This is a genomic window from Streptomyces sp. NPDC091209 (assembly GCF_044757755.1).
In the GTDB taxonomy this organism is placed as follows: Bacteria; Actinomycetota; Actinomycetes; order Streptomycetales; family Streptomycetaceae; genus Streptomyces.
In genome coordinates, this window is record NZ_JBIVVR010000005.1 from 47,107 (window position 1) to 59,659 (window position 12,553).

Annotated in this window: 12 protein-coding genes; 9 read left to right on the top strand and 3 right to left on the bottom strand. The window is 70.7% G+C overall.

Going from position 1 to position 12,553, the window contains the following annotated elements; all coding sequences use genetic code 11:
* Positions 1 to 3 precede the first annotated feature (3 nt).
* Together ACIQRL_RS15785 and ACIQRL_RS15790 are read left to right on the top strand one after the other, a co-directional pair.
* Positions 4 to 2,532 carry an FAD-dependent monooxygenase gene (locus ACIQRL_RS15785; protein WP_401331788.1) on the top strand — a complete coding sequence of 843 codons (2,529 nt, stop codon included), beginning with the start codon at positions 4 to 6 and terminating at the stop codon, positions 2,530 to 2,532.
* Between the two features lie 45 nt (positions 2,533 to 2,577).
* Positions 2,578 to 3,411: a methyltransferase gene (locus tag ACIQRL_RS15790; RefSeq protein ID WP_401331789.1), complete on the top strand. Its 834-nt coding sequence runs from the start codon at positions 2,578 to 2,580 to the stop codon at positions 3,409 to 3,411.
* Positions 3,412 to 3,487: 76 nt separating this feature from the next.
* Here ACIQRL_RS15790 and ACIQRL_RS15795 read toward each other — a convergent pair whose 3' ends face one another.
* Both ACIQRL_RS15795 and ACIQRL_RS15800 read right to left on the bottom strand, forming a co-directional pair.
* Entirely contained in the window at positions 3,488 to 3,706 is a 219-nt protein-coding gene (locus ACIQRL_RS15795; protein ID WP_401331790.1) for an acyl carrier protein, read from the bottom strand.
* Positions 3,690 to 4,763, bottom strand: coding sequence for a beta-ketoacyl-ACP synthase III (locus tag ACIQRL_RS15800; RefSeq protein WP_401331791.1), 1,074 nt, complete (start codon positions 4,761 to 4,763; stop codon positions 3,690 to 3,692). The genes ACIQRL_RS15795 and ACIQRL_RS15800 overlap by 17 nt, the downstream gene beginning before the upstream one ends.
* Before the next feature lie 455 nt (positions 4,764 to 5,218).
* On the opposite strand from ACIQRL_RS15800, the gene ACIQRL_RS15805 reads away from it, so the two are divergent.
* From ACIQRL_RS15805 to ACIQRL_RS15835, 7 genes are all read left to right on the top strand, one after another.
* Positions 5,219 to 6,001 carry a HipA family kinase gene (locus tag ACIQRL_RS15805; protein ID WP_401332386.1) on the top strand — a complete coding sequence of 261 codons (783 nt, stop codon included), beginning with the start codon at positions 5,219 to 5,221 and terminating at the stop codon, positions 5,999 to 6,001.
* Entirely contained in the window at positions 5,998 to 6,381 is a 384-nt protein-coding gene (locus ACIQRL_RS15810; protein ID WP_401331792.1) for a DUF3037 domain-containing protein, read from the top strand. Before ACIQRL_RS15805 ends, ACIQRL_RS15810 begins: the two co-directional genes overlap by 4 nt.
* A gap of 204 nt (positions 6,382 to 6,585) precedes the next feature.
* A complete protein-coding gene (gene fabG, locus ACIQRL_RS15815; RefSeq protein ID WP_401331793.1) occupies positions 6,586 to 7,347 on the top strand; it encodes a 3-oxoacyl-ACP reductase FabG in 762 nt (253 codons plus the stop codon).
* Between the two features lie 17 nt (positions 7,348 to 7,364).
* The gene (locus ACIQRL_RS15820) at positions 7,365 to 8,126 is read left to right on the top strand and encodes an SDR family oxidoreductase (protein ID WP_401331794.1); all 762 of its coding nucleotides are present in this window, start codon (positions 7,365 to 7,367) and stop codon (positions 8,124 to 8,126) included.
* A gap of 257 nt (positions 8,127 to 8,383) precedes the next feature.
* Positions 8,384 to 9,964 (top strand): ABC transporter substrate-binding protein, encoded by a 1,581-nt coding sequence (locus ACIQRL_RS15825; RefSeq protein ID WP_401331795.1) that lies wholly within the window; start codon positions 8,384 to 8,386, stop codon positions 9,962 to 9,964.
* 165 nt (positions 9,965 to 10,129) lie between these two features.
* Positions 10,130 to 10,813 carry a uracil-DNA glycosylase gene (locus ACIQRL_RS15830; protein ID WP_401331796.1) on the top strand — a complete coding sequence of 228 codons (684 nt, stop codon included), beginning with the start codon at positions 10,130 to 10,132 and terminating at the stop codon, positions 10,811 to 10,813.
* A gap of 122 nt (positions 10,814 to 10,935) precedes the next feature.
* Positions 10,936 to 11,511, top strand: a complete 576-nt coding sequence (locus ACIQRL_RS15835; RefSeq protein ID WP_401332388.1) for a hypothetical protein — start codon at positions 10,936 to 10,938, stop codon at positions 11,509 to 11,511.
* A 386-nt stretch (positions 11,512 to 11,897) separates the two neighbouring features.
* Here ACIQRL_RS15835 and ACIQRL_RS15840 read toward each other — a convergent pair whose 3' ends face one another.
* The gene (locus ACIQRL_RS15840) at positions 11,898 to 12,053 is read right to left on the bottom strand and encodes a hypothetical protein (RefSeq protein ID WP_401331797.1); all 156 of its coding nucleotides are present in this window, start codon (positions 12,051 to 12,053) and stop codon (positions 11,898 to 11,900) included.
* Positions 12,054 to 12,553 lie beyond the last annotated feature (500 nt).

Consider the following 12,553-nt stretch of genomic DNA (forward strand, 5'->3'; position numbering starts at 1 on the left):
GCCATGTCATCGGGACATCGCCCCAGAGCCCTTGTCATCGGCGCCGGTATCGGCGGTCTGACGTGTGCGGTCGCGCTGCGCCGCGTCGGCATCGACGTCGAGGTCTACGAACGTGCCGCCGAACTGCGCGGCGCCGGCTCCGCTCTGTCCGTCATGAGCAACGCCGTCACCGCCCTGGCCGGCTTCGGCATCGACCTGGGCCTGGACAAGCGCGGTCAGGCCGTGGAGTCCTTCAGATACATGGACCGGCGCGGCAGACGGATCAGGGACCTGCCGTTCAAGGAGGCCTCAGACCGGGCGAGCGCGCCCAGCTTCTGCATCAGCCGCGCGGACCTCCAGGAGGCTCTGCTGGCGGAGGCCGGAGACTGCCCCATCCACCTCGGGGCGACCGCCACCGCTTTCGAGACCTCCCGCGCGGCGGTCACCGTCCGCTTCACCGACGGCCGCTCGACGAGCGGGGACATCCTGATCGGCGCCGACGGCTTCCACTCGGCCGTACGGCGCCACCTCGCCGGCCCCGAGCGGGCACGGGACGCCGGCTACCTCTTCCGGCTCGGTGTCGTCCCCTTCCGGCACCCCTGCCTCACCACGGGCGCCGTCCGCCACTACTGGGGCAGTGGACAGCGTTTCGGCCTCATCGACATCGGTCACGGCCGCGCCTACTGGTGGGCCGCCATGAGCACGTCCGACGGCGCTCCCGGCCCGGACCGCGTCAAGGACACCGTCAGCCGGGCCTACGAGAGCTGGGCCGACGAGGTGCGGGCGGTGATCGAGGCCACTCCGCAGGAGGACATCCTCACCGTCCCGTCACACGACCGGGCCTTCCTGGAACGATGGGGCGACGGCCCCGTCACCCTGCTCGGCGACGCCGCCCACCCCATGCTGACCACGCTCGCCCAGGGAGCCGGCATGGCCATGGAGGACGCCATCGTACTGGCCCGGACGCTGGCCGGGGCGACGGCCGGCGAGGACCCGGTGCGGGCCCTGCGCGCCTACGAGGAACAGCGCCGCGACCGCACCCGGGCGATGGTGGCCGGATCCCGCAGGATGAGCGAACTGACCCAGGGCGCCGACCTGCGCCGCCGCCTGGTCCGCAACGCCTATTTCCGGTTCGTACCCCGTCCCATCCTCGCCCGGCAGACCGCTCAGGCCCTCACCTATCCGGATGGCCCGGTCACTGAACCCACCAGCGTCCAGCGCGAGTTGAGCCCGCTGGAGCGTCTGTACTGGATCGCCGACCGAACCTCACCGCTCAACGTCGTCGCCCGCGCCCGCGTCCACGGACAACTGCCCCCGTCACTGCACCGCCGCGCCCTGGACACCCTCCAGCTCCGGCACCCCCTGCTGCGGGTGGCGATCACCGACGACGGCACCGGAGCGCACCCCGCCTTCGTCCCACTGGACGGACAGCAGATCCCGCTGCGATACGTCGACGTGCCACCGGACGACCCCACGGCCGACACCAGGTGGGAGCGCGAGGTCAACGAGCACGAGCTGGTGACGGGCGTGGACTGGCGCACCGGGCCACTGCTGCGTGCGGTGGTGATCACCGGAGGCGACGAGGCGGGGAACGTCCACGACCTGCTGCTCACGGCCTCGCACATCATCGCCGACGGCAAGACGTGTCTGTCCCTCGTCCGGGAGTGGATCGAGCTCGCCGCGCAGTTGGACCGGGGCACGTTGCCCCGGACCGACCCCAGACGGGTCCTGCCGGCGACGGACGACCTGCTGCCGCGGCGCCTCCGGGGCGCGGCGGGTGTCGCGGAGTTCAGGGCCATGATGCGACGGGAGCAGCGGGCGGCCCGGCGGCGCCCCGCACAGCGGGTCGTTCCCAGCCGTCGGGTCCCGTTCGGGCAGCGGCGTACCCAAATGGTGCACCGATCCCTGCCGTCCACCCAGGTGGATCTCCTGGCGGAGACGGCCAGGCGACGGGGGACCACGGTCCACGGGGTACTGGCCGCCGCGCTGGTGACGGCGGTCGCCCGGGACGCGGACGCCGCGGCGGGCGCTCATTTCTCGATCGGCTCTCCGGTCGACTTCCGCGGTGACCTCGACCCGGCCGTCTCCCCCGACGAGGTCGGCACCTACGTGGCCACGGTCCCCTCCCGCGTCCGTTACACACCCGGTGGGCCGTTGTGGCCGATGGCCCGGGAGATCAGTCAGGACCTGGTGCGGCGCCGTAGACGCCAGGAGCACCTGGCCACGATCAGCCTGCCGCGCTGGGCGGGTCCGAAGTCGCTGGCGGACGGCGAGTCGTTCATGCGGTTCATGGACGAGGAGGGACCGATCAACCTGTGCCTGTCCAACGTCGGCCGCTATGAGTTCCCCGACCGGGTGGGCTCGTGGCGGGTCGGCGACGCCCAGTTCCTCACGGGCGTCTCGGTGATGGGCGCCATCGTGGCGACGACGACCACCAGCCATGGCCAACTGGCCTGGAACTTCAGCTACGTCGAGGACATGGTCCCGGCACTGCGCGCGGAACGCATCGCCGACGACGCCGTCCGCACCGTACTGTCCGCCCTCGCCGAGTGACCGGTCCGCCCGCCGTCCCCATTCCTGTCGAAAGGTTCAGCTCTGATGACCGATTCCCCGATCCGGACGCTCACACGGCGCCGTGTCCTGCCCGTCGGCGAGAACGGCTCGCTGTGGGAGACCCGGCCCTCGTGCGGGATCTTCGGGTTCCGCGGCACGCGTCTGCGGCTCGTCGTGGAAGACCCCGCCGAGATCCTGTTTCCCACCGACTGCGGACTGAGCCTGATCAGCGCCCTCGACGGTGACAACGCCCCCGATCTGGAAGGCGTGAGGGCCCTGGACATCGGAGCCGGGTCCGGTCTCTACAGTGTCGCCCTGCTCGCGGCCGGAGCCGAGCGGGTGACCGCACTGGACATCAACCCGGCGTCCGCCGCCCAGACCACGGCCAACGTCGTCGCCAACGGTCTCGACGGCACCCGGCTGACCTGTGTCACCTCGCCGCTGGAGGAGTACACCCCCGATGAGCGGTTCGACCTGGTGATCACCAATCCGCCGCATCTGCCCTACGACCCGAGTTACGCGACGGGAAACGGGCTGGAGACCGCCCTCGTCGCCCGCAGGGGCGGCCGCGCGGTGTACGACTCCGTCGTGGAACGCATGGACACGCTCCTCGCGCCGGGCGGCACCCTGCTCATGGCGCACTCCTCGCTCGCCGACATTCCCCGTACCGTCACGGAACTCACCGCGCGCGGCTATGAGTCCGAGACGCTGGCGATCTTCGAGATGGACATCCCGCTCCTGGCGTACGCCGAGCACAAGGAGACCATGCTGACGCTGCTGAAGGAACGGCGGGCGGTGGGCCAGGCGGAGTTCGACGGGTCACGCTTCACCGTGCACGCCCTGATGTTCCGGCGTCCCACGGGCGCCGCGGGCCGCTGACGTCGCTTCGGCACGCCCCGACGACACGTAGGAACGGAGGGCCCGCCGAATGTCCCGGTGGGCCCGTCCGCGCTCCTCAGACCGACGCGTCCTGCTTGTTCTGCATCAACTGAGCGATCTCCGCCAGAGTGCCCGCACCGGCGAGTTCATCGAAGCTGATCTCCACGCCGGGGTCACCTTCCAGCACGAAGGACAGTTCCACCACGAACAGCGAGTCCAGGCCCAGGGCCGTCGGCCTGGCCTCGGGGGAGACCAGCTCGGGCCGCACCTGGAACCTGTCAGTCAAGATCTTCACCAGAAGGTCGTACATACCGTCTCTCCGGGCTGAGTTGGTGAGGGCTTTGGTCCGGGCTCAGGAAGTCCGGCCACACGACGGTGGTGGCTCCCCAGGTCAGGCCGCCGCCGAAGGCCGTGAGCAGGACGCGGTGTCCGGGCCTGAGGTCCCCCGCGCGGTCGGCGTGATCGAGCAGGATCGGAATCGAGGCGGCCGAGGTGTTGCCGACCTGCTCGACATTGGAGAGCGCGCGCTCCGCGGCGACGCCCAGCCGCTCGGCGAGCATGGCCAGGATCCGCGCGTTCGCCTGGTGGGCGACGATCCGGTCCACGTCCTGCGGCTTCCACCCCGCGGCGTCCAGCGCCGCGCGCGAGGCGGACGTCATGTGCTGTACGGCGCGCCAGAACACTTCCTGCCCCTCCAGGCGCAGATACCGGTCCGCCGGTGCGCCGTCAGGTCCTGAGCGTTCTTCGGAACCACCACCGCGTACGGTGATCAGGTCGCGGCCGCCGCCGTCGCTGCCCAGCACGCAGGGCCCGAGGGCGCCGGGCTCCTCGCGGTGGCCCGAACGCAGGACGACGGCGCCGGCGCCGTCGCCGAACAACATGCTCGTGGGGTCGTCCGGAGCGACGTTCAGCGACAGCGAATCAGCACCGACCACCAGGACGCTGTCAGCCGTGCCCGCGGCGATCAGGCCCTGCGCGACCGCCAACCCGTAGACGAAGCCGGCGCATACGGCCTGGACGTCCAGCGCGATCGCTCCGGCCATCCCCAGGCGTGAGGCGACGCTCGGAGCGGTGCCGGGGCACGGCCTGTCCGGCGATGTGGTGGCGACGACCACGGCAGCGACCCGGCCGACCGCCGACCGGGCCAGCGCCGCGCGGCCGGCCTCGACCGCCAGGTCCCCGCTGGTGGTACCCGGCTCCACGACGTGCCGGGACCGGATGCCGGAGCGCTGGTACATCCATTCGGGCGACCGGCCCAGGCGCTCGGCCAGTTCCTCGTTGGCCACGCGGCGCGGCGGCACCCAGGAACCGACCCCCACCAGGACGGACGCCGGGACCTCTTGGGTTCTCACTTCCCCCACCCTCGACCTCGGCGACGGACCGGAGCCTCGTCGGGGCGACCGCATTCCCTTCCCGATCAAACCGTCGGGCGAGACGCTACGTAGTCATCCGCATACGCACTGCCTCGTGAGGCACAGTCGTATCACGCCGAACACCCCCGCGGCCGAGCGACTCGCAGCCCGGGTAGCGGTTCCTCACCCGGCCGGGAGGGTCCGTGGTGGCCTTGGCGCGGTGGCTCGGGCAATCGCCGCACGCGATCACCCGCGGTTACTATGCTCACTTCATGCCGGAGGCCGGAAGCACGGGGCGCACCGTCATCGACGGACCGGTCGGGGAGCGGGGAGATCGGCAGGCCGGCCGAAACTCCCCAGATTCTCCCCAGGCCCGTTGACGGGTGATTTCCACTGCTGCATCCCTCCAAAGTTGGCCGTGGATTGCAAGGTTGAAGAGATTGGTGGCCTGGGAAGTGCTGAAAGAGGTCACCGCGACCCGCTACATCACGCCGCTGCGTGAGGGCGGCTCGCTGCCGGGACTCGTCGAGGCCGACGACCTCGGGACGTACGTCATGAAGTTCACCGGCGCGGGACAGGGGCGCAAGACGCTCGTCGCGGAGGTCGTCTGCGGTGAACTCGCGCGCCGCCTCGGGCTGCGGGTGCCCGGCCTGGTGACGATCGGCCTCGACCCGGTCCTCGGGCTCGGCGAACCGGACCAGCAGGTCCAGGAACTGCTGAAGTCCAGTGTCGGCCAGAACCTCGGGATGGACTTCCTCTCCCGCGCCGTCGGCTTCGACCCCCTCGCCTTCGAGGTGAGCGCCGAGGAAGCCGGCCGGATCGTGTGGTTCGACGCCCTGGTCAACAACGTCGACCGCTCCTGGCGCAACCCCAACCTGCTGATGTGGCACGGAGACCTGTGGCTCATCGACCACGGTGCCACGATGATCTGGCACCACAACTGGCCCGGCGCGGAGGTTTCCGCCGCCAAGCCCTACGACATCTCCGACCACGCGCTCGCGCCTTTCGGCCCGGACATCGCCTCGGCCGCCGCCGATCTGGCCCCGCTGGTCACCGAGGACCTGCTCGCCGAGGTCACCGCCGAGATCCCGGAGGCCTGGCTGGCCGACGAGCCGGGCTTCGACTCGGTGGACGCGCTGCGGCGCGCCTACGCGCGGCCGCTGCTGGCCCGCGCCGGCGTCGTCCATGAGCGGATCAAGGGCATCGACGGCGTCGACGGCATCATGGGGGACAAGTGAGCGAGCGGAACGTCTTCGAGTACGCGCTGCTCCGCGTGGTGCCGCGCATCGAGCGCGGCGAGTGCTTCAACGCGGGCGTGCTGGTGTACTGCCGCGCCCACTCCTTCGTCGCGGCTCGTACCCATCTGGACGAGAGCAAGCTGTTCGCGCTCGACCCGGAGGCGGACGTGGTCGGCGTACGGGCCGCGCTGCGCGCTGTCGAGGGTGTCTGCGCCGGAGGGAAAGCCGCTGGTCAAGCGGCCCACGACGACGCCGGACGGCGCTTTCGCTGGCTGATCGCGCCGCGCTCGACGGTGGTCCAGCCGGGGCCCGTGCACACCGGCCTGACGATCGATCCGCAGGCCGAGACGGAGCGGTTGCTCCAGCTCCTGGTCAGGTAATGGATCACATGCGCGCGGTGTGCCGTTGACACCGGGTGCCAGGGCTTCTAGCGTCACGTCTGCTGAAGGTACTAAGCGGTCGCTCACCGGACGGGCGTACCGTGTGAGCCGCAGGTCTTCCGGGACACCGGAGGACTCCGCAAGGTTGTCGAGACAGCTTGGCCGGGCTTGGGCCGGCTTTTCCAAGGGCGAGGAGAACCAGCAATGTCCACCACTGAGCAGCGCGTTGCCGTAGTCACCGGTGCCGCGCGCGGCATCGGCGCCGCGACCGCCGTACGACTGGCCGCGGAAGGCCGCGCCGTCGCGGTGATCGACCTCGACGAGGCCGCGTGCAAGGACACCGTGGAGAAGATCACCGCGGCAGGCGGCAAGGCCCTCGCGGTCGGCTGCGACGTCTCCGACGAGGCCCAGGTGGAGGCCGCCGTCGCGCGGATCGCCGAGGAGCTCGGCGCGCCGACCATCCTGGTGAACAACGCGGGCGTCCTTCGCGACAACCTGCTGTTCAAGATGAGCGCGTCCGACTGGGACACCGTCATGAACGTGCACCTGCGCGGCGCCTTCCTGATGGCCAAGGCCTGCCAGAAGCACATGGTCGACGCCAAGTTCGGCCGTATCGTCAACCTGTCCTCGTCCTCGGCGCTGGGCAACCGCGGCCAGGCCAACTACTCCACCGCCAAGGCCGGTCTCCAGGGCCTCACCAAGACCCTGGCCATCGAGCTCGGCAAGTTCGGCGTGACCGCGAACGCCGTGGCGCCCGGCTTCATCGTCACCGACATGACCGCCGCCACCGCCGCCCGCGTCGGGATGGACTTCGACGACTTCCAGGCCGCGGCCGCCACCCAGATCCCCGTGCAGCGCGTCGGCAACCCCGACGACATCGCCAACAGCATCGCCTTCTTCACGGGCGACGCCGCCGGATTCGTCTCCGGCCAGGTGCTGTACGTGGCCGGCGGACCGCTCAACTAAGTACGGGGGAAACGCACATGACCACGCTTCCCGAACTCTCGGGCAAGGTCGCGCTCATCACGGGTGCGAGCCGCGGTATCGGCTACGGCGTCGCGGAGGCCCTGATCGCCCGCGGCGACCGGGTCTGCATCACCGGCCGCAACGAGGACGCCCTCAAGGAGGCCGTCGAGGCGCTCGGCGCCGACCGCGTCATCGCCGTGGCCGGCAAGGCACACGACGAGGCCCACCAGGCCGTCGCCGTGGAGCGCACCATGGAGGCCTTCGGCCGCGTCGACTTCCTGGTCAACAACGCCGGTACGAACCCGGTGTTCGGGCCGATCGCCGAGCTGGACCTCAATGTGGCGCGCAAGGTCTTCGAGACCAACGTTGTCTCCGCCCTCGGCTTCGCCCAGCAGACCTGGAAGGCCTGGCAGAGCGAGAACGGCGGCGCGATCGTCAACATCGCCTCGGTCGCGGGCCTCGCGCCCTCGCCCTTCATCGGCGCGTACGGCATCAGCAAGGCCGCGATGATCAACCTGACTGTGCAGCTCGCGCACGAGTTCGCGCCCAAGGTGCGGGTCAACGCCATCGCGCCCGCCGTGGTGAAGACGAAATTTGCGGCCGCACTGTACGAAGGTCGTGAGGCGGAGGCCGCCGCGGCCTACCCGCTCGGCCGGCTCGGCGTGCCCTCCGACATCGGTGGAGCCGCCGCGTTCCTGACCTCGCGGCAGTCGGACTGGGTCACCGGTCAGACGCTCGTGGTCGACGGCGGGATGTTCCTCAACGCCGGAGTCGAGTGAGGCGAGTGACGCGAAGGCCGGTCGGGCGTTCCCCGCACACGGAACGCCCGACCGGCCTTTTGTCGGTGGTCGACAAACGCGCTTGCCGTGCCGAGCGGCACGGAGTCCGATATCCGGAGCGTCGGCGCGTTCACAGAATTCTGACAACGCGGTCACATACGTGCTGATCAAGTGCCCTGCCGGGAACACGGTTCCCCCGGCGGGGCGCTGCGGTATGGTCTCCCGACCCTTGGTACGGCGGATCGAGGAGCGTGCGCGTGTTCAACCGGAAGCGATGCCTTCGACAACTGGCGACGATCACGTCCATAACCCTGGTGGCCGGGTGCGGAGTTCTCTCCTCGGGATCGTCGGCCGACAAAGAACCCATCGTGGTGGGCACCACGAGCGCCCCCAGCACGCTGGACCCGGCCGCCTCCTGGGACGGCTCGTGGGAGTTGTTCCGCAACATCTACCAGACGCTGCTTGGCTATCCGACCGGCTCGGTCACCCCGCAGCCCGACGCCGCCGAGAAGTGCGGGTTCACGGATGGAACCAATCGCGCCTACCGTTGCGTACTGCGCCCGGACATGAGGTTCTCCGACGGGGACCCGCTCGACGCGTCGGCCGTCAAGTACTCCATCGACCGGATCAGGACGATCGGTGTACGCGGCGGTCCCGCCGGTCTGCTCGGCAGCCTCGACCGGGTCCAGGTACTGGGCAGGCGCGAGGTCGTCTTCCACCTCAACAAGCCGGACGCCACCTTCCCGTTCGTCCTGGCCACACCGGCGATGTCGATCGTCGACCCCGGCGAGTACCCCGCCGACGCCCTGCGCACGGACGACAAGGTCTTCGGCTCCGGGCCCTACAGCCTGCGCTCCTACACGGAGGGCAAGCAGGCCGAACTCGTCGGGAACGCCCACTACGACGGCTTCGCCGAGCGCAAGAACAGCGCGGTCAACATCCGTTACTTCCAGGACTCGGCCCAGATGGTCGGTGCGCTGAAGGACAAGAAGATCGATGTCACCTACCGTGGCCTCGCCGCTTCGGACGTCGTCGCCCTGCAGGACCACGCGGACGGGAAGGACATCCAACTCCTCGACGGCGCCGACACCGAGATCAGCTATCTGGTCTTCAACCCGAAGGATCCGTGGGCCCGAAAGCCCGCCGTCCGCAAGGCGATCGCCCAGATCGTCGACCGGCCGGCCATCGCGCACAAGGTCTACAGGGACACCGTCGACCCGCTCTACTCGATGGTCCCCGCGGGCCTGACCGGGCACACCACCGGCTACTTCGACGCGTACGGCAGCCCCGACCCGTCCAGGGCGCGCAAGATCCTGCTCGACGCGCGCGTCAACGGACGTGTCCCGCTCACCCTTTGGTACACGACCGACCGCTACGGCTCCGAGACCGCCGCGGAGTTCCGTGAACTCAAGACCCAGCTCGAAGGCTCCGGTCTGTTCACGGTCACGCTCAGGAGCCGTCCCTGGAAGACGTACCAAGCGGGCTACCGCGCCGGCGAGTACCCGGTGTTCGGCCGCGGCTGGTTCCCCGACTTCCCCGACGCCGAGAACTTCATCGCCCCCTTCGTCGGGGAGCGGAACGTCCTCGGGACGCCCTATCCGGTTCCGCGGATCACCGACAGCCTGCTGCCCGAGTCCCGCGCCGAGAGCGATCGCGCGGCGGTGGTCAAGGAGTTCGAGGAGGCCCAGCGGATCCTCGTCGACGACGCCCGGCTGCTGCCCCTGTGGCAGGGCAGGCAGTACGTGGCCGCGAGCGAGGACATCTCGGGGGGTGAGCGGGCACTGGACCCGTCGACGATCATGACCATGTGGGAGCTGGACCGCAAGACGAGCTGGTAGCGGACCCGGGGGACCGTTGCCGGAGGCCCGGCGCGCCGGTCGGCGGTGCGCCGAGGGGGCACACGGTACCCGTCCCACGGCCCCGACACGGGCCGGAAACCGATTGTCAGTGGGCGACGGTAGGTTCTGTGGTCTGGAAGTCATCGCACATCGAAGGAAGTTGACGTGACCGATATCGCCATGCTGCCCGAGTCCTGGCGCGGCGTCCTGGGCGAGGAGCTGCAGCAGCCCTACTTCAAGGAACTCACCGAGTTCGTCGAGGAGGAGCGAGCGAAGGGTCCCGTCTTCCCTCCCCGGGAGGAGGTCTTCGCCGCGCTCGACGCCACGCCGTACGAGCGGGTGAAGGTGCTGATTCTCGGCCAGGACCCGTACCACGGCGAAGGCCAGGGGCACGGCCTGTGCTTCTCGGTCCGTCCTGGAGTGAAGACCCCGCCGTCGCTGCGGAACATCTACAAGGAGATGAAGGAGGAGCTGGGCACCCCGGTCCCGGACAACGGCTATCTGATGCCGTGGGCCGAGCAGGGCGTGCTGCTGCTCAACGCGGTGCTGACCGTGCGCTCCGGCGAGGCGAACTCGCACAAGGGCAAGGGCTGGGAGAAGTTCACCGACGCGGTCATCCGCGCGGTGGCCGACCGCCCCGACCCGGCGGTCTTCGTGCTGTGGGGCAACTACGCGCAGAAGAAGCTGCCGCTGATCGACGAGGAGCGGCATGTGGTGGTGAAGGGGGCGCACCCCTCGCCGCTGTCCGCGAAGAAGTTCTTCGGCTCGCGCCCGTTCACGCAGATCAACGAGGCCGTGGCCGCCCAGGGCCATGAGCCGATCGACTGGCGCATCCCGGACCTGGGCTGAGCGCCGAGCCGCTGGGCGGGACCGTCACCGGCCTGGCCCAGCGGCGTACGGGGGCGCCTGAGCGGGATTGTCCGTGGCTCCGGTTAGCGTCGTGAGGGACAGTGACGAGCCTGGAGGACGCGGTGGCGGAGCAACAGGAGCAGGCGGCGCCGGACGCCATGATGACCCGGATCGGACAGGCCGTCATGCTGCACCACGCCGGTGACCGCGAGGAGGCCCGGGGCCGCTTCCTGCGGCTGTGGGGGGAGATCGGCGAGAGCGGCGACGCCCTGCACCGCTGCACACTGGCGCACTACATGGCCGACACCCAGGACGATCCCGCGGACGAGCTCGCGTGGGACCTGCGCGCGCTGTCCGCGGCCGAGGAGCTGACCGACGGCCGGGTCGCCGAGCCCCACCAGTCCCTTGCCGTACGCGCGTTCTACCCCTCGCTGCATCTGAACCTCGCCGCCGACTACGCGAAGCTCGGCCGCTCGGAGGCCGCCCGCACCCATCTGCGCCGCGCCCGCGGCGCGGTCGGCGCCCTCGCGGACGACCGATACGGGGACGGTGTCCGCGCGGCGATCGGCCGACTGGAGCTGAGACTCCAGGACACCGGCGCCTCGGCGGAGACCGCCGGCCCCGACCGCTTCGGCGGCCCCGGAGGCTCCGGAGGCTCCGGCGGCGAGACCCTGGGGCCGCCCAGACAGCGGCCCTGAGTCTCGTCCCGTCGGGCTGCCCGGCAAACGGCCGTGAGCCCCGCCTCGCCGGGGCGGCACTTCGTGGCGCGGGCCGGAGCCCCGTGGCCGCAGGGGCGGCCACGGGGTGTGGCGCCAGGTCCGGCCCCGGCTGGGGGCGCTTGGCGGTGCGGCCCTGAGCCTCGTCCTGTCGGGGGCATGGGGTGGCGCGGGCTGGAGTCCCGTGCCGCAGGGCGGCACGGGGTACGGTCCTGAGCCTGGCCTCGGCGGGTCGGCACGGGGTCGGCCGTGAGAACCGCTCGTCGGGGACGGGCCGGTGGCCCGCGGCCTGCCGTGCCGGGCGCGTGGTCCTGGGCTTCGGGTTCCCTTGATGCGGTGCCGTCCCCGAGCCGGGGCCGGGGGTGCCGTCAGTTTCCGTACGTCCTGCCGCAGATGACCGACGCCGGGCTGTCCACGTTCCAGCCGCCGTATTTCCTGCCGAGCGCGCACACGTCCGAACGCTTCAGCACCTCGGGCGTGCCGGCGACACGGGGCTGCGGGTGCCGTGGCTCGGGACGCGGCACAGGGCGGGCGTGCCGCGGAGGGGCCGGGGGCGCCACGGCCTGTGGTGGGGGAGCGGCCCGGTGCCGGGTCGCCGCGTCGGGTGAAGGCTTGTGCGCGGGGCCGACACGCTCCAGTGCTTCCCGGGCCGGTGCCTGCACGATCCGGGACCCGCCTTTGCTGTCCGGATGCGGCGAGGCGGGTCCGGAAGGGGCGGAAGGGGAGCCGGAGGCGGGCGGTCGCTGGACGGTCACACACCCGGAGAGGGCGGTGACTGCCACGGCGACAAAGAGCGTTGCGGTCGTCGTCGTTCGATACACCCGCCCAACTCTGCTGGTTCCGGACCGCCGTGGGGAGCGGAGAGGCGCAGGATGCCCCGCACGAGTGATCCTGCCGCTCCTCCGGCGGCACGGGCAGTCGACGCGCTGACGCGCTGACGCGCTGACGCGCTGACGCGCTGACGCGCTGACGCGCTGACGCGCTGACGCGCTGACGCGCTGACGCGCTGACGCGCTGACGCGCG